At 67.9% G+C, this 21,509-nt stretch carries 20 protein-coding genes and 1 tRNA gene; 2 read left to right on the top strand and 19 right to left on the bottom strand.

The window, feature by feature from the left end:
• Positions 1-26: 26 nt before the first annotated feature.
• The gene (rnr, locus tag D105_RS0110135) at positions 27-2,678 is read right to left on the bottom strand and encodes a ribonuclease R (protein WP_018878325.1); all 2,652 of its coding nucleotides are present in this window, start codon (positions 2,676-2,678) and stop codon (positions 27-29) included.
• Between the two features lie 379 nt (positions 2,679-3,057).
• Between rnr and D105_RS0110130 the strand changes: the two genes are divergently transcribed.
• Positions 3,058-3,144 (top strand) — tRNA-Leu (locus D105_RS0110130).
• Positions 3,145-3,406: 262 nt separating this feature from the next.
• On the opposite strand, the gene D105_RS0110125 is transcribed toward D105_RS0110130, so the two are convergent.
• From D105_RS0110125 to rpoE, 18 genes are all read right to left on the bottom strand, one after another.
• Positions 3,407-4,708: an adenylosuccinate synthase gene (locus D105_RS0110125; RefSeq protein ID WP_018878324.1), complete on the bottom strand. Its 1,302-nt coding sequence runs from the start codon at positions 4,706-4,708 to the stop codon at positions 3,407-3,409.
• Positions 4,708-5,892 (bottom strand): ATP phosphoribosyltransferase regulatory subunit, encoded by a 1,185-nt coding sequence (locus D105_RS0110120; protein WP_018878323.1) that lies wholly within the window; start codon positions 5,890-5,892, stop codon positions 4,708-4,710. Before D105_RS0110120 ends, D105_RS0110125 begins: the two co-directional genes overlap by 1 nt.
• 126 nt (positions 5,893-6,018) lie before the next feature.
• Entirely contained in the window at positions 6,019-6,903 is an 885-nt protein-coding gene (gene hflC / locus D105_RS0110115; protein WP_018878322.1) for a protease modulator HflC, read from the bottom strand.
• Positions 6,903-8,123 carry an FtsH protease activity modulator HflK gene (gene hflK, locus D105_RS0110110; RefSeq protein WP_018878321.1) on the bottom strand — a complete coding sequence of 407 codons (1,221 nt, stop codon included), beginning with the start codon at positions 8,121-8,123 and terminating at the stop codon, positions 6,903-6,905. Before hflK ends, hflC begins: the two co-directional genes overlap by 1 nt.
• A 352-nt stretch (positions 8,124-8,475) precedes the next feature.
• Positions 8,476-8,859: a holo-ACP synthase gene (gene acpS / locus D105_RS0110105; protein WP_018878320.1), complete on the bottom strand. Its 384-nt coding sequence runs from the start codon at positions 8,857-8,859 to the stop codon at positions 8,476-8,478.
• Positions 8,860-8,864: 5 nt separating this feature from the next.
• A complete protein-coding gene (gene pdxJ / locus D105_RS0110100; RefSeq protein ID WP_018867229.1) occupies positions 8,865-9,632 on the bottom strand; it encodes a pyridoxine 5'-phosphate synthase in 768 nt (255 codons plus the stop codon).
• Between the two features lie 35 nt (positions 9,633-9,667).
• Complete coding sequence (locus D105_RS0110095; protein ID WP_018878319.1) at positions 9,668-10,327, bottom strand: DNA repair protein RecO; 660 nt, start codon at positions 10,325-10,327, stop codon at positions 9,668-9,670.
• Positions 10,328-10,343: 16 nt separating this feature from the next.
• Entirely contained in the window at positions 10,344-11,267 is a 924-nt protein-coding gene (gene era, locus D105_RS0110090; RefSeq protein ID WP_018878318.1) for a GTPase Era, read from the bottom strand.
• Positions 11,264-11,941, bottom strand: a complete 678-nt coding sequence (gene rnc, locus D105_RS0110085) for a ribonuclease III (protein WP_018867226.1) — start codon at positions 11,939-11,941, stop codon at positions 11,264-11,266. Before rnc ends, era begins: the two co-directional genes overlap by 4 nt.
• A 43-nt stretch (positions 11,942-11,984) precedes the next feature.
• Positions 11,985-12,341 carry a DUF4845 domain-containing protein gene (locus D105_RS0110080; RefSeq protein ID WP_018867225.1) on the bottom strand — a complete coding sequence of 119 codons (357 nt, stop codon included), beginning with the start codon at positions 12,339-12,341 and terminating at the stop codon, positions 11,985-11,987.
• 62 nt (positions 12,342-12,403) lie between these two features.
• On the bottom strand, positions 12,404-13,174 hold the full coding sequence (gene lepB, locus D105_RS0110075) for a signal peptidase I (RefSeq protein ID WP_018878317.1): 771 nt from the start codon (positions 13,172-13,174) through the stop codon (positions 12,404-12,406).
• Between the two features lie 67 nt (positions 13,175-13,241).
• Positions 13,242-15,050, bottom strand: a complete 1,809-nt coding sequence (gene lepA / locus D105_RS0110070) for a translation elongation factor 4 (protein WP_018878316.1) — start codon at positions 15,048-15,050, stop codon at positions 13,242-13,244.
• Positions 15,047-15,286, bottom strand: a complete 240-nt coding sequence (locus D105_RS0110065) for a glutaredoxin family protein (RefSeq protein WP_017940958.1) — start codon at positions 15,284-15,286, stop codon at positions 15,047-15,049. Before D105_RS0110065 ends, lepA begins: the two co-directional genes overlap by 4 nt.
• An 87-nt stretch (positions 15,287-15,373) precedes the next feature.
• Positions 15,374-16,798 carry a DegQ family serine endoprotease gene (locus D105_RS0110060; RefSeq protein ID WP_018867222.1) on the bottom strand — a complete coding sequence of 475 codons (1,425 nt, stop codon included), beginning with the start codon at positions 16,796-16,798 and terminating at the stop codon, positions 15,374-15,376.
• A gap of 82 nt (positions 16,799-16,880) precedes the next feature.
• Complete coding sequence (locus tag D105_RS0110055) at positions 16,881-17,369, bottom strand: SoxR reducing system RseC family protein (protein WP_018878315.1); 489 nt, start codon at positions 17,367-17,369, stop codon at positions 16,881-16,883.
• Between the two features lie 18 nt (positions 17,370-17,387).
• Complete coding sequence (locus tag D105_RS0110050; protein WP_081619298.1) at positions 17,388-18,362, bottom strand: MucB/RseB C-terminal domain-containing protein; 975 nt, start codon at positions 18,360-18,362, stop codon at positions 17,388-17,390.
• A gap of 6 nt (positions 18,363-18,368) precedes the next feature.
• Positions 18,369-18,932, bottom strand: a complete 564-nt coding sequence (locus tag D105_RS0110045; RefSeq protein WP_018878313.1) for a sigma-E factor negative regulatory protein — start codon at positions 18,930-18,932, stop codon at positions 18,369-18,371.
• A 12-nt stretch (positions 18,933-18,944) separates the two neighbouring features.
• A complete protein-coding gene (gene rpoE / locus D105_RS0110040) occupies positions 18,945-19,526 on the bottom strand; it encodes an RNA polymerase sigma factor RpoE (RefSeq protein ID WP_018867218.1) in 582 nt (193 codons plus the stop codon).
• A 144-nt stretch (positions 19,527-19,670) separates the two neighbouring features.
• On the opposite strand from rpoE, the gene nadB reads away from it, so the two are divergent.
• Complete coding sequence (gene nadB, locus D105_RS0110035) at positions 19,671-21,311, top strand: L-aspartate oxidase (protein WP_018878312.1); 1,641 nt, start codon at positions 19,671-19,673, stop codon at positions 21,309-21,311.
• Positions 21,312-21,509: the final 198 nt, after the last annotated feature.

Below are 21,509 nucleotides of genomic sequence, written 5' to 3'. Positions count from 1 at the left end.
GCCCTGCGCACTCACCGGGCGGTACCTCAGGACGAGGAGGGACGCCGGCGACGGCTGCGGCGACGGCCGGAACCCGCGGGCTTCTTGCCCGCCGCCTGGGCTTGCGGCTCCGACTCGACGATGGTGTTGCCGTCCTTGTCGGCCTCCGGTCGCGGCGGCGGGACCGCCTCGTTGCCGGGTTCCGGGGCATCGGGAATACCCTCGCCAGGGTCGGACACCGGGGCCGCCTCGTTCCCCGGCTCGGGGGCCGGGTCCGGGGTCGTGTCACCGGAGACCGAACCACGGCGGCGACCCCCGCGACGGCGACGCTTCTTCTTCGGTGCCGGGGCCTCGTCGTCGGCGGCGGGTGCCTGCGGCTCGGCCGGAGCCGGGTCCGCCGCAGCTTCGGCCGGCTGGGTCTCGTCCGCCGGGGTGGCGGCCGGGGCGGTCTCGGCATCCTTGCGGCGCTTGCTGCGGCGGCTGCGCTTCTTCGGCGGCGCGTCCGTCGGCTTCGGCTTGCCCGGTTCCCCGGCCAGCGCGAGGTCGATCTTGCGATCATCCAGACTCACCCGGGCCACCTGCACCTGCAGTTCGTCCCCAATACGGAACACACGTCCGCCGCGCTCGCCGGTCAGGGTGTGACGGGTCGGGTCGAAGTGGTAGAAGTCATTGTCCAGGCTGGTCACGTGGACCAGGCCCTCGATGTAGACATCCTTGATCTCGACGAACAGGCCGAACCCGGTTACGCCGGAGACCACGCCGGTGAAGGTCTCCCCGACCTTGTCCTGCATGTACTCGGCCTTCAGCCAGGCCTCGGCATCGCGGGTGGCATCGTCGGCGCGCCGCTCCGCCATCGAGCAGTGCTCGCCCAGCGATTCCATGTCGCTGTGCGAATACGGGAACGCCTTGCCACTGCCCTTGCGCAGCACATGACGAATGCCACGATGCACCAGCAGGTCGGGATAGCGCCGGATCGGCGAGGTAAAGTGCGCGTAGTCGTCCAGCGCCAGACCAAAGTGCCCGTCCAGTTCCGGGGCGTACACCGCCTGGCTCAGCGAGCGCAGCAGCACCGTCTGGATCAGCTGCTGGTCCGAGCGCTGGCGCGCGGCCTTCAGCACGGCGGTGTAGTCGGCCGGTGTGGGTTCGGCCCCGCCGCCCAGGCTCAGGCCCGCGCCATTCAGGAACTCGCGCAGCTCCTCGACCTTCTCCGCCGGTGGCTGGTCGTGGATACGATAAAGCGCCGGCACCTTGTGCTTCTTCAGGAACCGCGCCGCCGCGACGTTCGCCATGATCATGCATTCCTCGACCAGGCGATGGGCATCGTTGCGCTCGGTCGGGACGATCTGCTCGATCTTGCGGTCCTCGCCGAATACGATTTTGGTCTCGGTGGTGTCGAAGTCGATCGCGCCGCGGCGATTGCGGGCTGCGTGCAGGGACTTGAAGACCTTGTGCAGGGTCTCCAGATGCGGCATCACATGGGCGTTCTGCTCGCGCAGGGCCGTGTCGCCGTCGAGCATCGCCGCAACATCGTCGTAGATCAGACGCGCGTGCGAGCGGATCAGGCCCTCGTGGAAGCGATAGCTCTTCAGTGCCCCGCGCGCGCCGATCTCCATCTCGCAGACCATGCTCAACCGATCCACCTTCGGGTTCAGCGAGCACAGGCCGTTGGACAGGGCCTCCGGCAGCATCGGGATCACGTTGTCGGGGAAGTACACCGAGGTGCCGCGGGTGCGGGCCTCGCGGTCCAGGGCCGCATCGCGCTCGACATAATGGGACACGTCGGCGATCGCGACCCACAGGCGCCAGCCCTTGCCCTCCGGCTCGCAGTACAGGGCGTCGTCGAAGTCGCGGGCATCACTGCCATCGATGGTGACAAACGGCTTCTCGCGCAGATCCAGACGGCCCTTCTTGTCCTTCTCGGCGACCTCGGCACCCAGTGCGTCGGCGGCGGCCGTGACCTCGTCCGGCCACTCGTGCGGCAGGCCATGGGCACGGATCGCGATGTCGATCTCCATGCCCGGGGCCATGTGTTCGCCCAGGACCTCCAGCACATCGCCCTTCAGGCGCGCGGTGCGCGAGGCGGATTCGCGGATACGCACCACCACGATCTGGTCGTCCTGCGCCTCGCCCAGGCCGTCCGGCGGCACCAGGATGTCGTGGGTAATCCGCTTGTTGTCCGGGGTCAGGACACCGACCCCGTCCTCGATCTTCAGGCGCCCGACCACCTGGGTGGTGTTGCGCTCGAGGACCTCCACGATCCCGCCTTCACGGCGGCCGCGGCGATCCACGCCCATGACCCGGGCCAGCGCCCGGTCGCCATGGAATACGCCGCGCATCTGCTTGGGCGACAGGAACAGATCGTCGTCCTGCTCGTCCGGCACCAGGAAGCCGAAGCCGTCCGGATGCCCGATCACACGGCCGCGGATCAGATCTTCCTGGTTGACCGGCAGATAGGCCCCTCGGCGATTGCAAAGGGCCTGGCCGTCGCGCTCCATCGCCTTCAGGCGGCGGCGCAGGGCCTCGAGGCGATCGTCATCGTCGATCTGCAGCCGCTCCGCGATCTCGTCGTAGGACAGCGGATTGTCGGCTTCCTGCAGGAGCCCGAGGATGAACTCGCGGCTGGGGATGGGGTTGTCGTACTTCTGCGCCTCGCGCTCGAAGTTGGGATCGGCGGGGGTCTTGCGACGTTGTCTTGGCATTCAGTGAACTCTGTGGATGTTGCAATGGGCAGCCCCTCGCCGGGAACCCGGCCGGGCGCGCAAGGGAAACGCTGATTCATGTGCACGCTCGCGCTCGAGCCGCTTTCCAGCGTGCGAACAAGATGCGATGAGCGCAGTGTAGCCGAGCGACACCAGCGGACCGCAACACCAGCGGGTACATGAATCGGCGCTTCCCGAAGCGCCCATTATGAGGCATGCAGAATTTTGTTGCGCAGCACGGGTGCGCGCCGGCCCGCCGGCGCCCGTCCCGGACGGCGAATTTCGGCCTCCGGGGCGTTGACAGCCTCGCGAGCGCGCACTATATTGCGCGCTCCTGAAGCGCAGGACACTCGGTTTTCACCGCTGTGTCGTCCCTCGTGCCGAGGTGGCGGAATTGGTAGACGCGCTAGCTTCAGGTGCTAGTGGGGGTAACCCCGTGGAGGTTCAAGTCCTCTCCTCGGCACCATTTTTCTGCTTCAACACACTCCCTGAACCACTCCGGAACGCGCGGCATCCACATGGATGGCGTGGATTTTTTCGTGGGCGCTGCCTTCGCGGGCGCGGCCCGTGGAGCATTCACCCGGGCCATTCGCATGCCACATGGGCAAACCTCGACGCCGCTTCATGCACACGCGTCATGCGCACCCGCGTGCACAGGCGCCGGACCCCCGGGCCGGGGCATCACCGAAGCCCGCGCTTGCTGACGCCCCGACCGTCCGGGCGGGATATCAGCTGTCGAACGGGTCGCGCAGCACCAGGGTTTCGTCGCGATCCGGGCCGGTGGAGACCATATCCACCGGGACCCCGACGACCTCGCTCAGACGCTCCAGATAGGCGCGCGCATTCGCCGGCAGCTTCGCGTACTCGCGGATGCCGACCGTGGACTCCGACCAGCCCGGCATCTCCTCGTAGATCGGGGTGCAGGCGGCATAGGCCTCGGCCCCGGACGGCGGTACCTCGCGGCGCTCGCCACCACAGTCATAGCCGACACAGATCTGCACACTTTCCAGACCGTCCAGTACGTCCAGCTTGGTCATGCACAGGCCGCTGATCGTGTTCACCTGGACCGCCCGCTTCAGCGCGACCGCGTCAAACCAGCCGCAGCGCCGCGCACGCCCGGTGGTGGAGCCGAATTCGTTGCCCTGGCGCGCAAGGTGCTCGCCCATGTTGTCGAACAGCTCGGTGGGGAACGGCCCCGCCCCCACGCGCGTGGTATAGGCCTTGGTGATCCCCAGCACGTAGTCGATGTCCCGCGGGCCCACCCCGGAGCCGGTGGAGGCGCCCCCCGCGGTGGTGTTCGACGAGGTCACAAACGGATACGTGCCGTGGTCGATGTCCAGCAGCGTGCCCTGGGCGCCCTCGAACATCACGTCCTTGCCCTGCTCGCGCAGCGCGTGCAGTCGCCCGGCCACGTCCGTGACCATCGGCTGCAGTCGTTCGGCGTGCGCCAGGCACTGCTCCAGCACTTCCTGCTGATCGACGGTCGGCGCCTTGAAGTAGTGCTTCAGCGCAAAGTTGTGATAGTCCATCACCTCGCCCAATTTGGCCGCCAGGCGTTCGCGGTGGAACAGGTCGTCCAGACGCAGGCCGCGACGCGCCACCTTGTCCTCGTAGGCCGGCCCGATGCCGCGCCCGGTCGTCCCGATGGCCGCCTTGCCGCGTGCCTTCTCGCGCGCATGGTCCAGTGCCACGTGGTAGGGCAGGATCAGCTGGCAGGCATCCGACAGACGCAGGCGGTCGGCGACCGGAACCCCCTTGGCCTCCAGCTCCTCCATCTCCGTGATCAGGGCCTCGGGCGAGAGCACCACCCCGTTGCCGATCATGCACTCCACGCCTTCGCGCAGGATGCCGGACGGGATCAGGTGCAGGACGGTCTTCTCGCCGCCGATCACCAGGGTATGGCCGGCATTGTGCCCGCCCTGGAAGCGGACCACCGCGGCCGCATCCTCGGTCAGACGATCGACGATCTTGCCCTTGCCCTCGTCCCCCCACTGGCTGCCCAGCACGACTACAAAACGTCCCATCGTCATCAATGCTCCACTACCGTCCATTCGCCGTCGCGCTGCTCCAGACGCGCGCCGGCAGGTGATCCATGGTCCTGGCCATCCAGCTCGCGCACTACGCGCACACCCCGCGCGCGCAGGTCCGCGATCGCGGCCTCCAGGGCCGCATCGCCGCTGGCCGGCGCACGCACGCTTTGCCTTGTCGCGGCCGCCACCCCGCCTTCGCGGCGCACGAAGGCGCGCAGATCGGTACTGAACCCGGTCGCCGCCCGCGCACGGCCGAATACCCGCCCGATGTCGTTATACCGCCCGCCCCGGGCGATGGCCTGGCCGGAACCCGGGACGAAGGCGGCGAACACGAGCCCCGTGTGATAGGCGTAGCCGCGCAGTTCCGCAAGGTCCAGGTGCAGGTCCAGTCCCGGCTCGCCCGCCTCGAGGCGGGCGACCACGGACTGCAGGTGATCCAGCGCCGACTGCACCTCGGCCGGTGCGCCGTCCAGGGCCCGGCGGGCCTCGTCCAGTACCGTGGCGTCCCCATTCAGGTCGACCAGCGCACGCAGACGCGCGCAGGCGACCGGGTCCATGCCGGAGGACTGCCAGGCCGCCAGGGTCTCGTCGATCTCGGGCACGCTCTTGCGCTGGAGCTGGTCGAAGAAGTCCTGCTCCTGGCTTTCGTCGAGGCCGGCGTCGCGCGCCAGGGCGCGATAGATCCCGACATGGCCGAGATCCATGCTCGGGCGGTCCACGCCGCAGACGGTCAGGGTGGCCAGCATCAGACGGATGATCTCGAGATCGCTGTCGATCCCGTCGTGGCCGAACAGCTCGGCACCCGCCTGCAAGGGGCTGCGCGAGCCGGACCATTCGTCCGCGCGGGTGCGCAGGGCGGTGCCCACGTAGCACAGGCGATTCGGCCCCTGCACGCGCAGGCGATGCGCGTCGATACGCGCCACCTGCGGGGTCAGGTCCGCGCGCACGCCCATCATGCGCCCAGTAAGCTGATCGGTGAGCTTGAAGGTCTGCAGATCGAGGGCATGCCCGGCCCCGGTCAGGAGGGATTCCAGATACTCGGCCAGGGGCGGCATCACGAGGTCGTAGCCCCAGGTGTCGAACTGGTCCAGCACGCGGCGCCGGAGCGCCTCCAGACGCCGCGCGGCATCCGGCAGCGCCTCCTCCAGGCCGTCCGGCAGCAACCAGCGGTTGATATCGGTCATGTCATCCCTGTCCTTGTCCTGTCATCCACCCCGCCCGGCCGGCAAAAGTCGGGCCCGGAAACCTCCGGGCCCGTTGCAAACGGCGACCTTCGGGGCAGCCCCGCAGCCACCCGGATTCCGGCCCGCTCAGCGGGCCTGCAGCGGTGCCGGACGTTCGCCCCCGGGGGCATTGAAGTACTGGAAGAACTCGGAGTTCGGTTCCAGGATGAAGGTGCTGTTCTCGCCGCTCATGCTGTTGCGGTAGGCAATCAGGCTGCGATAGAAGCGGAAGAACTCCTGGTCTTCGCCGAACGAACGCCCGAGGGTCTCGGTCGCCCGGGCATCACCGGCACCGCGGATCTCTTCGGAGTCGCGGTAGGCATTCGCCAGGATCACCGTGCGCTCGCGGTCGGCCCGCGACCGGATGCGCTCCGCCTCCTCCTGCCCGCGGGCCCGGAAGTCCTGGGCCACGCGCTGACGCTCGGCGCGCATGCGCTCGTACACCGACTCGGATACCTCGTCGGGCAGGTCCATGCGGCGGATGCGCACATCCACCAGGTTGATCCCGAGCTCCTGGGCAGTCTCCAGTGCCGTCTGACGCACCGCACCCATAATGGTCAGGCGCTCGCCAGCGACCACGTCCTGCAGCTCGAAGCGGGCGAACTCGTTACGCATCCCGTCCCGCAGGATCTGGGCGAGGCGCTCCTCGGCCAGACGTTCGTCGCCGCGCGTGGCGCGATAGAACTGCCCGACGTCGTCGATCCGCCACTTGGCGTAGAAATCGACGATGATGTTCTTCGCCTCGGAGGTCAGGAACCGGTCCGGCGGGATATTCAGCGTCATGATCCGGGCGTCGAACTTCTCGACGTTCTGAATCAGCGGGAACTTGAAGTGCAGGCCCGGGGCCGGATCGACCTCGCGGATCTCCCCCAGGGCGAACTTGATCACGCGTTCGCGCTCGTCAACGGTGTAAGTCGACAGGGCGACGACGATACCGAGCACGACCACGGCAATACCGGCTATGCGGAGCATTAGCGCACCTCCCGCGAACGCTGGGCGGCCGGGTCGCGATCACCCAGCCGGCTGCTCGTACCCGAGCCACTGTTGCTGAAGACACTGCGGCTGGTATCCAGCGGTCGCGGTGTCGGTGTGTCGCCGGAACTGTTCCCGCTGCGCGCGGCGCCCTGGAACAACTGATCCAGCGGCAGCATCATCAGGTTGTTGCTGCTACCCACGTCCAGCATCAGCTTGCGCGAATCCTCCAGCACGGCCTCGACCGCCTCCAGGTAGAGACGATCCCGGGTCACGTCCGGGGCCTGCTGGTATTCGGCCAGCAACTGGTCGAAGCGCGAGGCATCACCCTCGGCCCGGGCGATCACCTGATCGCGATAGCCCTCGGCCTCCTCGATGATGCGGGCGGCCTGACCGCGGGCCCGCGGGATCACGCCATTGGCGTAGGCCTCGGCCTCGTTGCGGAAACGCACCTCGTCCTCGCGGGCGCGGATCGCGTCGGCAAAGGACTCCTGCACCGGTTCCGGCGGCTGCGCCTGCTGCATGGACACGGCGGTGACGATGATGCCGGCCCCATAGGCGTCCAGGTTTTCCTGCATCACCACGCGCGACGACGAGGCGATCTCGCCACGCCCCTCGCCGAGAATGAATTCGAGGTTGTTCTTGCCGATGCGCTCGCGGATCGCCGACTCCATCACCCGATTCACCGTGGCGTTCGGGTTGCGGACATTGAAGAGATAATCGACCAGGTCGAGGATGCGGTACTGCACCGCGATATCGACATCGATGATGTTCTCGTCGCCGGTCAGGATCAGCGCGCGATGCTCGAGCGTCCGGACGTTGTCGACGTTCTCGATCTCGATGCGCTCGATGGGATAGGGCAGATGCCAGCCCGGCCCCGGGTTCTTCACTTGCTGGAACTCGCCGAAGCGCAGCACCACGCCACGCTCGCCTTCCGAGATGATGTGGAAGCCGGACGCCAGCCAGACCACCAGCGCGATGATCAGACCGAGGCTGACCAGGGCCTGTGCGCCCCGACCCATGCCACCGCCGGAACCACCCGAGCCGCCGCTGCCGCCCCCGCCGAAGATGCCATTCAGCTGACGCGACAGTTTGCGCATCATCTCCTCGAGGTCGGGGGGCTGATTGCCACCCCCGCCACCGCCACCACTACCGCGCTGGCCGCCGCCACCCCCGCTCCAGGGGTCGCGGTTGTTGTTTCCCGGTTCGTTCCAGGGCATTGACTGGACTCCGTCGCTCGCTCAGGGCTGGCCTGCCGCAGCATCCGCGGATCGCGGCAGGCATAAGGAGCCACATTCTAGGGAGCCGCCCCAACCCGGGCAACCTCGCCCGGAGGGAAAGACGGGTTACTCGCCGCCCCAGGGGAACACAGATCAATGCACCCGCTCGCGCTCGAGTCGCTTGTGCCTGCGCTTAATGCACGGTGACTGCCGTGCAGTCATCCGGCACAAGGGAGCCCCAACGCGGCCCCACGCCCGGTCTTGATCAACAACGGGCGGGCAGAACCACTACCCGCAAGCGGCGCGCCTTGCCTCGGAAGACCGGGGGTGCAAACGAACGCGAGCGTGTAAATTAATCCGTGTTTCCCTCCAGGACCACGAAGGCCTGGGCGTATTCGCGTTCGTCGCTGATGCTGAGATGGATCGCGCGCACACCGAGGCGGTCTGCGGTGGCCCGGGCCCGCCCGGCCAGCACGAATTCGGGGCGCCCGCGCGCGTCATGGGTCACCCCCGCCTCCGCCAGCGCCATGTCGGCCCCGACCCCGCAGCCCAGCGCCTTGGCCAGCGCCTCCTTGGCGGCAAAGCGCCGGGCCAGAAACCCGGCCGGTTCATGGGATGGCAGATCGGCCTGCTCCAGCGGATGCAGGATGCGCTCGGCGAGGCGGCGGCCGTGGCGCTCCCACATGCCGCGCATGCGCGCGACCTGCACCAGATCGGTCCCGATCCCGAGGATCATCGCGCTCAGACCGGGTACTGCCCGGCCGGCAGCCCCTGGCGGGCAGCATCCATCAGCCCGCGCATGTGACTGACCGCCTCGGGCAGGCCGGTAAACAGGGCCCGCGCGACGATCGAATGCCCGATATTGAGCTCGTGAAACACCGGGTTGGCCGCGATCGGGCGCACGTTGTCGTAGTCCAGCCCGTGGCCGGCGTTGATCACCAGACCCATCTCCCGGCCGGCGGCAGCGGCCTCGTTAATGCCGGCGAGCAGGCGTTCGCGCTCGGCCGCATCACGGGCGTTGGCATAGGCACCGGTGTGCAGCTCCACCACCGGCGCGCCAATGGCCACCGCCGCCTCCAGCTGGCGCGCATCCGGCTCCACGAACAGCGAGACCTCGATCCCCGCGGCGGTCAGGGGCGCGACAAACTCGCGCAGGCGCTCCAGCTGCCCCACGGCATCCAGCCCACCCTCGGTGGTCAGCTCCTCGCGCTTCTCCGGCACGATGCAGCACGCCTCCGGGCGCAGCCTCAGGGCAATCGCCTGCATGCCCTCGGTGGCCGCCATCTCCAGGTTCATCGGGACCTTGAGCCGGGGCTTGATCCCGAAGACATCGTCGTCCTGGATATGGCGGCGGTCCTCGCGCAGGTGCAGGGTGATGGAGTCCGCGCCGCTGGCCTCGGCCAGGCGCACCGCCTGCATCAGGTCCGGATACGGCGTATGCCGCGCCTGGCGAATGGTGGCGATGTGATCGAGATTGACCCCGAGCTTGAGCGGAGCAGGATGCGACATGAGGCGGTGCCCTTGGTTGGATGCGGTCCCGAAGCCTACAGCAGACCCCGGGTGCGCAGGGGCCGGCCGGCCAGGTGGATGTCGATCAGCCGGCGCATGAAGTCGCGACTGACGCGGGCATGATTATCCGGCACGTCCTCCCCGGTGGCCAGCGCCCGCAGCGCCGAACCGGGGATCGCCTCGCCCCGTCCGGCGGCCACGGGCTCCAGTCCGGCCTCCGGGTCGTAGCGATACCAGCCATCCGGGTCCAGCTCGGCCGGCTCGACATGCTCCAGCCCGGAGTCCAGCGGGGCAAGCAGGGCCCATTCGGCACGGCGCAGGACGGTATCGGCGCGTTCGCCCGCGGCCAGCCGGGCGTAGGCGGACAGCAGCGCGGGCAGGGCCTCCGGGATCGGGGCCTCGCGCGGGTACAGGCGCAGGATCAGCTCGTTCAGGTACAGCCCGCAGACCAGGGACCGTCCGGTCAGCGGGAAGACCCGCTGCTGCTCGGCGACGCTGAGGGTGGGCAGTTCGCCGCGCCCGCGCCAGGCCAGATCCAGCAGCACGAACGGCTGGACAGACCCGGCCTTGCCGCGCACCACCGCCGACAGGCGGCCGCTCCCGGCGGTCAGCAGATCCAGCACGCGGCTGTTCTCGCGCAGCGGGCGGGCGTGCAGCACGACCCCCTGGGTGACCGCCGACCCCGCGCCACTCATGCCCGTCGCGGGGCCCTCATCGGGGTTCTTCGATGCCGAGTTCGCGCAGGGCCCGCGGGTTGCGGGTCCAGTCGGCCTCCACCCGCACGGTCAGACGCAGCATGACCTTGCGCTCCAGCAGTTCTTCCAGCTGGACGCGGGCCGCCTGGCCGATCCGCTTGAGGCGCTGGCCACCCTTGCCGATCACGATTCCCTTCTGGCTGTCGCGCTCGACCAGGATGACCGCGTCGATGTGTGTCGTGCGCGGCTCGTCCGACCAGTCCTCCACGCGCACCGCCACCGAGTACGGAACCTCCTGCCCCAGGTGCTCGAGCATGGATTCGCGGATCATCTCCTCGGCGCGAAATCGCTGCGGACGATCCGAGAGCTGATCGGGGTCGTACAGGAACGGGCCCTGCGGGAGGTGCGTCCGGATCTCCGCGATCAGGCCCTCCAGATTGGAGCCGGTCTTTGCCGACAGCGGCACCACGCCGGCATAGTCGAAGCTCGCGGCCCGGGCCTGGATGAACGGCAGCAGGTCCTCCTTCGCGCGGAACTGGTCGACCTTGTTGATCACCAGCAGCGCCGGGCGCCCGGAATGCCGGATGGTCTCTTCGATGCGCTCGTCGCCCGGGCCGAACTGGCCGGCCTCGACGATGAAGCAGACCAGGTCGGCATCCGCCAGCGCCTGGCTGGCCGTGCGGTTGAGGACGCGGTTCACGAGCTGGGTGCGCTCGGTGTCGATGCCGGGCGTATCCATCAGCACGATCTGGTCCTGCCCCTCGGTCACGATCCCGAGGATGCGGTTGCGCGTGGTGTGGGGCCGCCGGGTCGTCGCCGCCAGCTTCTCGCCGACCAGACGGTTCATCAGCGTGGTCTTGCCCACGTTGGGCCGGCCGATCAGCGCGATCAGACCACAGCGCGTGGATTCGCCCGCGGGGCGGTCATCGGTTTCGCTCATTGTTCCTGTACCTGTTGCAGGCGCTTCAGGGCGGCCTCGGCCGCGGCCTGCTCGGCGCGGCGCCGCGAGGAGCCCTGGCCGCGCTGCCCCCAGCCCTGGGTGGGAAGGTGCACCGCCACGGTGAACTGGCGCTTGTGATCGGGGCCGGCCACCTCCAGTACCTCGTAGACCGGAAGCTCCGCATTGCGGCCCTGCAGCTGTTCCTGAAGGCGGGTTTTCGGGTCCTTCAGCGACTCGGCCGACGGCAGATCCTGCAGGCGCTCGGCGTAAAGCGCCAGGGTGAACTCGCGCGCGGCCTGCATGCCGGCCTCGCGATAGGTCACCCCGATCAGGGCCTCCACCGCATCCGCGAGGATGGAGTCGCGGCGCTGACCACCACTCTTGCGCTCGCCCTGGCCCAGGTTCAGCGTGCCCTCCAGTCCCGTCTCGCGCGCCAGCGCGGCCAGCGACTCGCGATTGACCAGCGCGGCACGCAGGCGGGTCAGGTCGCCCTCCGGGGCGTCCGGGAGCTGCTCGTACAGGGCGTCGGCGATCACGAGGCCCAGCACGGCATCCCCGAGGAATTCGAGACGCTCATTGTTGCGCCCGCCGGCACTGCGGTGGGTCAGCGCCTGGCCCACGCCCTCGCCGTCGCGCACGGCCGGCGGCAGCAGGCTGCGAAAGTCACGACTCACGAAAACACCCCTGGAGGCATGCAACAGATCGACGCCGCCGTCCTCAAGGGGCGAGTGTCTCGCTGTTCGAGAAGCGCGCCACCACGTCCACGTTGCCGAGGAATTCGCGGCGCACCTCGTATTCCAAGTTCAGGCGGCGGCCCTCCCCGTGCTCGGTCACGCTGAAGTTGTCCTCGCCGATCCCGTCGTATACCGAATTGATCTGAAACCGGCGATTGATCTCGCGCCACAGCTCGCGCTCGCTCTTGTCGGCGGCGCCGGTCTGGGTGGCCACATCCTGCATGATCGAGCGCACGGTCAGGAACTGGGTGTACTGCGTACCCATCTTGATCACGAAGGTGCCGACCAGCAGCGCGAGGAAGATCAGCGCAAGAATCGTCACCGCGCCCGCGCCCTGCATCGAGTGTCTGGAATGTCGCATGAATACCCTGCCCCTGGTTGCCTGCTCCCGCGGAATACGGCCTAGCGAATCGCCTGGCCGATCCGGGAAAAGTCCCGATGGCCTTCATTGTAATCCCAATGCAGCCAGATGAAGAGCGCCCGGCCCACCAGGTGCTCCTCGGCGACGAACCCCCAGACCCGGCTGTCGTTGGAGTTGTCGCGGTTGTCACCGACCATGAAGTAGTGACCGTCGGGGACCGTGACCGAACCGTCGAGGCTCGCCTGCTGCTCGCGCATCAGGGTGTTGTAGGTGCGTCCATCCAGGGTCTCCTCGAACATCGACGCGCCCGACATGACCTGCCCGGAGCCCTCGCCCTCGAAAGTTCCAACCCGCTCGGCCGGCTGCGGCTCGCCATTCACGTACAGCACACGATCGCGGAACGCGATGGTATCGCCCGGCAGACCGATGACCCGCTTGATGTAGTCCTCGGCGGGGTTGCGGGGATACTTGAACACCACGACCTCGCCACGCTCCGGCTCACCGGTATCAAGGATCTTGGTGCGGGTGACCGGCAGGCGGATCCCGTAGGAGAACTTGCTGACCATGATGAAGTCGCCCACCAGCAGGGTGGGCATCATCGACCCGGAGGGGATGCGGAAGGGCTCGGCCACGAACGAGCGCAGGATCAGCACGATCAGCAGCACCGGGAAGAACGAACGCGAGTAGTCCACGAACCAGGGCATCGCCCGCTGGCGCTCCGGGCTGCGACGCCGCCGCAGGATCACCCAGCCCAGCCAGATCAGGCCGGTCACGGCGGTTGCCAGCACCAGGATCAGTTCGAGATTTGCCATGCCGTGTCCTCTGTTCCCGGCCCGCCGGGGAGTGCCCGACGGCCCTTCCGGGCCGCAGGCCTGATTGTCACTTCTTGTCGTCGTCCACCGACAGCACCGCCAGGAAGGCCTCCTGCGGCACGTCCACCTTGCCGATCGATTTCATGCGCTTCTTGCCGGCCTTCTGTTTCTCCAGGAGTTTGCGCTTGCGGGTTACGTCGCCGCCGTAGCACTTGGCCAGCACGTTCTTGCGCATCGCCTTGACCGTGGCGCGCGCGATAATCTTGGAACCGATCGCCGCCTGGATCGCCACCTCGTACATCTGACGCGGGATGATCTTGGCCATGCGCTCGATGATCTCGCGCCCGCGCGACTCGGCATGGTCGCGATGCACGATGGCCGACAGCGAATCCACGCGGTCGCCATTGATCAGGATGTCCACGCGCACCAGCGGCGCCGCCTGGAAGCGCAGCGGCTGGTAGTCGAACGAGGCATAGCCGCGGGTCGCGGACTTCAGGCGATCGAAGAAGTCGAGCATCACCTCGGACATCGGCAGCTCGTAGGACAGCTGCACCTGGCGCCCGAGGTACTGCATCTTCGTCTGCACACCGCGCTTCTCGACACACAGAGTGATCACCGCCCCTACATACTCCTGCGGGACCAGGATATTCGCCTCGATGATCGGCTCGCGGATCTCGGCCACCTCGTTGTTCGCCGGCAGCTCGGAGGGGTTGTGCACTGAGACCACCTCGCCGTCGTTGCGCTCCACCTCGTAGACCACGGTGGGCGCGGTGGTGATCAGGTCCAGGTCGTATTCCCGCTCCAGGCGCTCCTGCACGATCTCCATGTGCAGCATGCCGAGGAAGCCGCAGCGAAAGCCGAACCCGAGCGCCTGCGAGGTCTCCGGCTCGAACGACAGCGCCGCATCGTTCAGGCGCAGCTTGTCCAGCGCCTCGCGCAGGTCGTTGAAGTCGTCCGCACTGACCGGGAACAGCCCGGCGAATACCCGCGGCTGGATCTCCTGGAAGCCCGGTACCGGCTCGTCCGCCGGGTTGTTGAAATCGGTGAAGGTGTCGCCCACCTTGGCCCCGGAGATGTCCTTGATGGTCGCGATCAGATAGCCGACCTCGCCAACCTCCAGCGTCTTGCGGTCCAACGGCTTGGGCGTGAATACGCCGACCCGGCTGACCTCGTGCGCCCGCCCCACCGACATCGCCTTGATCTTCTGGCCCGCGTAGAAGCGTCCGGCCTTGACCCGCACCAGCGCCACCACGCCCAGGTAGTTGTCGTACCAGGAGTCGATCACCAGCGCCTTGGGCGCGGCCTCGGCATCGCCCTCCGGTGGCGGGATCCGGCGCACGATCTCCTCCAGCAGCTCGGCGATGCCCTCGCCGGTCTTGGCGGAGACGCGCAGGGCATCCGTGGCCTCGATACCGATCACGTCCTCGATCTCCGCGGCCACCCGGTCTGGCTCGGCGGCGGGCAGGTCGATCTTGTTCAGCACCGGGACGACCTCGAGCCCCTGATCGATCGCGGTGTAGCAGTTGGCGACGCTCTGCGCCTCGACGCCCTGCGAGGCATCCACCACCAGCAACGCACCCTCGCAGGCGTACAGCGAGCGCGAGACCTCGTAGGAGAAATCCACATGCCCCGGGGTGTCGATGAGATTCAGCTGATAGCGCTCACCGTCCTGGGCGTCGTAGTACAGCGAGACGCTCTGCGCCTTGATGGTGATCCCGCGCTCGCGCTCCAGATCCATCGAGTCCAGCACCTGCTCGGACATCTCGCGTTCGGTCAGGCCATGACAGCCCTGGATCAGGCGGTCCGCCAGCGTGGACTTGCCGTGGTCGATATGCGCGATGATGGAGAAATTGCGGGTGAGGCGGGTTTCGGTCATGCAGGGGCCAGTTGGTCCAGCAGTGCCTTTCGGTCGAGGAAATGGCAGCAGAGAATGTCGCCGTCGACCGCAAGCACCGGGACCTTGACGTTGAAACGCGCCTGCAGCTCCGGGTCCTCGTCGATGTCGACGACCGTAAGCGCGAAAGTATAACGGCTTTTGAGGGCCATGATCTCGGCCAGCATGTCATGGCAGAGACCGCAGCTCTCGCGGTGATAAAGCGTCAGTTCGGTCATCCGCAAACGATCGGGAGGGCTGCCGACCGGGCCGACAACCCTCCCTTGCTCCATGGCGGCCCCGGGGCGTGCGCCCCGAAGGCGGTCTCAGTCCCGCGGGATGCGCAGGGCGATGTAGGTCGGGTTGTCGCCGCGATACACCAGGACCGGCACCGTCCGCCGGTCGCCGACCTCGGCGATCTGTTGCTCCAGCGTCTCCGCCGAGTCGATGGCATGGCCGCCGAACTGCACGATCACATCGCCGGGGCGCAGGCCGGCGGAACGCGCCGGGTTGTCGACGACCTCCCGCACGACCACGCCGGCGTCCACGTCCAGCTCCGCGGCGCGTTCGGCCTCCAGCGGCTCCAGGACCATCCCCAGCAGGCTCTGCGGCTCGGTCCGCTCCGGCGTCTGCCGCTGTGGCCCGCCACGCTGGGCCGAGATGTCGTCCGGCAGGCGCTCGATCTCGACCGTGATGGTGCGGGTCTCGTCGCCGCGGCGCACTTCCACCTCGGCCTCGGTGCCCACCGGCGTGCGCCCGACGATCGGCGGCAGAGCGGAGGAGTTGGGCACCTCGATGCCGTTGAACGACAGGATCACGTCACCGGTCTCGAAGCCGGCCTTCTGCGCCGGGCTGTCGGCCTGCACCCGCGCGACCAGGGCGCCGGTGGGCTTGTCCATGCCGAAGGAGTCGGCCAGCTCGCGCGTAACCTCCTGGATCAGCACACCCAGCCAGCCGCGCGTCACCTCGCCGTGTTCCCGCAGCTGCTGCACCACGTCCTCCACCATCTCGATGGGCACGGCGAAGGACAGGCCCATGAAGCCGCCCGTGCGGCTGTAGATCTGGGCATTGATGCCAATGACCTCGCCATCCAGATTCAGAAGCGGCCCGCCCGAGTTGCCCGGATTGATCGCCACGTCGGTCTGGATGAACGGGACGTAGTTCTCGGTCGGCAGGTTGCGCCCCTTGGCGCTGACGATGCCGGCGGTGACGGAGTGATCGAAGCCGAACGGCGAACCGATCGCCAGCACCCATTCGCCGACCTTCAGGTCGGACGAAGAACCCAGCTTCAGGGTCGGCAGGTCCTCGGCGTCGATCTTCAGCAGGGCCACGTCACTCTGCGGGTCCTTGCCGACGATCTCGGCGTCGAACACGCGCCGGTCGGACAGATGGACGACGACCTCCGAGGCTCCGTCCACCACATGGTTCGCGGTGATGATGTAGCCATCCTCGGTGTAGATGAAGCCGGAACCCAGCGAGTTGCGTTCGAAGCTCTCCGGGGCGCGCTCGCCCGAGCCGCCCGGACCGCCAAAGAAACGCTCGAACAGGTCCTCGAAGGGCGTGCCCTCGAAGTCCGGCATCTGGCCGCGATGCGGATTCTCGCGCTCGCGGGTGGTGGCGATGTTCACCACCGCCGGGCTGTGTTCCTCCGCCAGCGGCACGAAGTCCGGCAGCATGCGCGCCGAGGCCGGCAGCGACAGGGCGAGAAAGGTCAGGGCCACCAGTGCCCATTGCATCGGTTTCATCATCATCTGATCCGCATTGGGAAGTCGAAGGTTCAACGCTCTAGAAAGCCGCACCCACCCGCAAGTTCCCGCGGGCGCACACAGACCCTCAGGGTCGCGGCGTGAGCACGGAGCCGGCGGAGCCATGCACGCCCGAGGCCGGATGACGCTCCAGCAGCACCGGCGCCAGATCCGGCGCCCGACGGCGCAGCCAGACGCGTACCGCATACAGGCCCGCGGCAAAGCCCAGGGCGCCGGCGAGCAGGTGTATTCCCTCGCCCAGCCCGGGCGCGACCAGCATCATCAGGCCGGGCGCCGCCACCAGCCCGGCCAGTGGCAGCAGGTACATTGCAAGGGCCCCTGAGACCAGGGCCTGGTCACGGATCCCCAGGGTCACGGTATCCCCGGGCTGCAGCGTTCCAGGATGCCCGACGGTCACCTCCACCGCCTTGCGGCCGAGAACCTCGGAGAGCACCCCGCTGCCGCAGCCCGAACGGGCCGAACAACTGCCGCAGGTCGACTGGCGCTCGATGCGCACGCGCGCCGCATAGCCCTCCACCGACAGCACAATGCCCTGTTCGCGGATCCATTCACTCATGCTGCGCCCCGCGAGGAATCATTCACCGGAGTGGTACACGATCGCATCCAGCACACCCTGAACCGTGGCCCGCGGGACGTCGCCCACCGCGGTTACCTGGTGCCCGGCAATCGAGCGGGCCGCGCCGTGCGTGGCGCCCGCGCGGGTCGTCCCCTCGAACATTCGCTCGCCACTGGTCTTTTCGATATACACCGAAACCGAGGCAAGGCCGTCGCTCAGCACGAAGTGGCGCAGACGGGCCTCGCCATCCCCGACCGGACGTTCGGTCGCGGCGATCGCGGTAAAACCGTCCGGCAGCGCATCGAAGTGCCAGCCGTCCATGCCCGTCTGTTCGTCCCATTCGGGCTTTTTGTGGCCACGATCGGCCCGCACTTCGACCCGCTCCGCGTCTTCCTGCGTGGGCTCGAGAGCACCCTCGGCGACCTCCTCCAGGCGCTCGAGACTGGTGAACGCGAGACGTTCCAGCAGATGGCCATGCCCGTCGTACAGCTCGCTCAGCAGCGGGAGCGCGGTCTCCGTGTGCAGGCAGTAGCGATGACTGTAGCGCAAGGTATCGCGCGCCCGCGCCAGGATCATGCGGCAGTCGAGACCGGCCACGCGGTCCGCGCCCATGTCCTTCAGTTCATAGTGATCGTGGCGCTCAAGCAGGAACACCGGCGCACCGGCCGGTCCGTGCGGGGGCTCACCCGCCGCCGCCCGGGCACCCTTCAGGGCACTCAGCCGGTCGACCGAACGCAGGATCTCGCGCGGGGCGCCGGTCAGGGTCTCCAGACGTTCACGGTAGCCACCGTTCTCGGCGGCATGTACCACGCGGATGGCGTCCAGCCGGTCGTCGCGCTGGAGCACGAAGGTCCCCTGGTAACTCTCCGAGTGCAGACTGCCGGTCATACGCTGCAACCAGTCGGCGGGGGACGCCTCCCCCGCCAGGACCGGCAAAGGCAGACAACAAAGCGCGGTAGCGGCAACCAGGGCGTACGCGAGGCTGCGGCGCATCACGCGTTACTCGTCACTCACCGAAAAGCGAACACGACCCAGGGCGGTGGACCCCGGCCCCATCAGTTCCGCATGGTTTTCGAGGTATCGGGCAAAGCGCGGATCCAGGCCTTCCGGCTCGGTGGCCGGCGCCTCGGAACCCGTGGTGCTGACCCGCTGGATACCGTCGACCAGCTGCGCCGGCGTGCCCTCGCTGGCGACCGGCGTCGCCTCCGGCGCACCGGAGTCGGGGCCGATCATCTGCATCCCGACCAGGGTGACCATCGCGACCGCGGCGGCGACGCCAGTACCGGCCACCGGCTTCAGCCAGCGCGGCTGATCCGGCTTGCGCGCGACCGACAGCGGGGCCTCTTCGGCCAGGGCCGCCTGGACGCCGTCCATGAAGCTCGCGGGTGCGGTGCGACGCATCCCCCCGCGCAGACTGTCGCCGATCAGGTGATAGCGTTCCCAGCGGGCCCGATCCTCCTCGGACCGCACCAGTTCGTCCATCAGGCGACGCGTCTCGAAGTCATCCGTTTCTCCGTCCACCAGAGCCGACAGACGTTCGTTCTTGGAGACTTGTTCTTTCATGGCGCTACTCGTTCAGTTGTTGTCTAGCAACGGACGCAAGGTCCGGTCGATGGCCTCGCGGGCCCGGAAGATGCGCGAGCGGACCGTGCCGATCGGGCATCCCATCGTCTGCGCGATCTCCTCGTAACTCAGTCCCTCGATCTCGCGCAGCGTGATGGCCATCCGAAGGTCGTCGGGCAATTCCTCGATGGTGCTACGCACCGCCCCTTCAATCTCTTCGGACAACAGCTCCCCCTCCGGGGTTGCACTGTCCTTCAGGGCGGAGTCACCGCCCATCTGTTCCGCGTCCTGCGCATCGACCTCGGCCTCGGGCCGACGCCGTCCCTGGGAGACAAGGTGGTTCTTGGCCGTGTTGATGGCGATGCGGTAGAGCCACGTATAGAACGCACTCTCGCCGCGAAAGTTCGCCAGCCCTTTGTAGGCCTTGATAAAGGCCTCCTGGGACACATCCAGGGCCGCCGCATGGTCATGGACATAGCGCCCGACCAGGTTGACGATCTTGTGCTGATACTTCAGCACCAGGATGTCGAAAGCCGCCTTGTCGCCGTTCTGAACTCGCTTGACCAGGGCCTCGTCGGAAGCCTTCTCGCTCATGCGGGGACTCCCGCCAGCACACCGGTCTCCGGTAATCTATGGTGCATGGACCGCCTGACTCGCATTAAGTTCGCTTTGCGCACAACACTGTTGCGCAAGGGCCACATTTTGCTCTGGCAACAAGCGCAGCACGTTACCTGACCCATGGGGACAGTACAACAACCGCGCCTGGCGGACGTCCTCGTGATCGGAAGCGGCGCGGCGGGGCTCTCCGCGGCCCTGCATCTGGCCCCGCATCGACGCGTCACCGTGATCAGCAAGGGTCCGGTCGACGAGGGTTCCACCCGCTATGCCCAGGGCGGCATCTCCGCAGTACTCGACCGCACCGACTCCTTTGACGCCCATATCCAGGACACCCTGGACGCCGGTGCCGGCCTGTGCGACCCGGACGCCGTGCGCCGCACCGTGGCGGCGGGCCCCGAGGCCATCCACTGGCTGCTCAACCTGGGCGTGCCGTTCACCCGGGAACCCCTGGAAGGCCGCAGCCGCCTGCACCTCACCCGCGAGGGCGGGCACAGCGCGCGCCGCGTGGCGCATGCCGCCGATGCCACCGGCCGCGCGATCGAGGAGGCACTGGTGCGCAACGCCTCGGGCCAGGGCAGCATCGAGGTCTTCGAACGCCATGTGGCGGTGGACCTGATCACCCAGCCGGTGGATGGCAGCCGCCGAGTGATCGGCGCCTATGTGCAGGACGCGAAGACCCGCGAGGTGGAGACCCTGCTGGCGCCGACCGTGATCCTGGCCACCGGCGGGGCCAGCAAGGTCTATCTGTACAGCTCCAACCCGGACGGCGCGACCGGCGACGGCATCGCCATGGCCTGGCGCGCCGGCTGTCGCATCGCGAACATGGAGTTCATGCAGTTCCACCCGACCTGCCTGTTCCACCCGAAGGCGAAGTCGTTCCTGATCTCCGAGGCGGTGCGCGGCGAGGGCGGGGTGCTGCTCCTGCCCGACGGCGAGCGCTTCATGCCGCGCTTCGACGAGCGCGCGGAACTGGCCCCGCGGGATATCGTCGCCCGCGCGGTCGATCACGAGATGAAACGCCTCGGCATCGACCACGTGAACCTCGACATCAGCCACAAGCCGGCCGAGTTCATTCGCGAGCATTTCCCCACGATCTACGAGCACTGCCTGGAATTCGGCTTCGACATGACCCGGGAATCGCTGCCGGTTGTCCCGGCCGCCCACTACACCTGTGGCGGCGTGATGGTGAACCACTTCGGTCAGACCGACCTGCCCGGGCTGTACGCCGCCGGTGAGGTGTCCTACACGGGGCTGCACGGGGCCAACCGCATGGCCAGCAACTCGCTGCTGGAGTGCCTGGTCTACGCCCGTGCCGCGGCCGATCACATCCTTTCGCAGACCGATCTGCCCGCCCCCGAGCAGCTCCCGGTCCCACCGGCCTGGGACGAGTCCCGGGTCACCGAGTCACAGGAAGAGGTGGTGGTGGCCCACGACTGGGACGAACTGCGCCGCCTGATGTGGGACTACGTGGGCATCGTGCGCGCCCGCGAACGGCTGCACCGCGCCGAGCGGCGCATCCGCATCCTGCAGGAGGAGATCCACGAGTACTACAGCCACTTCCGCATCTCCCCGGACCTGCTGGAGCTGCGCAACCTGGCCATGGTCGCCGAGATCATCGTGAAGAGCGCGCTGTCGCGCCAGGAGAGCCGCGGCCTGCACTATATCCGCGACTACCCCGACACCGATCCGGCCCTTGACGGTCAGCCGACCATCCTGGCGCCGGACAACGCCCTGCGCCCGGGCGACACCCGCCGCCCGTAAGCCACCCCGTCATTGCGAGTCGCCACAGGCGACGTGGCAATCGATGTGCTCAGCCACCTGACCCCAGCGCACTGCCAGCGTTGGGAGATTACTCGCTCCGCTCGCCCTTCGGGCCGGCCTGCGGCCGTTCAACGCAGCTTCGCTGCTTTTGTGCTTCGTCGCCTGCGGCGACTCGCAATGACCAATTCAGACCGCCGC

Source organism: Thioalkalivibrio sp. ALE28, assembly GCF_000377425.1.
In the GTDB taxonomy this organism is placed as follows: Bacteria; Pseudomonadota; Gammaproteobacteria; order Ectothiorhodospirales; family Ectothiorhodospiraceae; genus Thioalkalivibrio.
The sequence above is the reverse complement of the archived record's forward strand: the minus strand, read 5'-3'. Positions and strand labels throughout refer to the sequence as shown.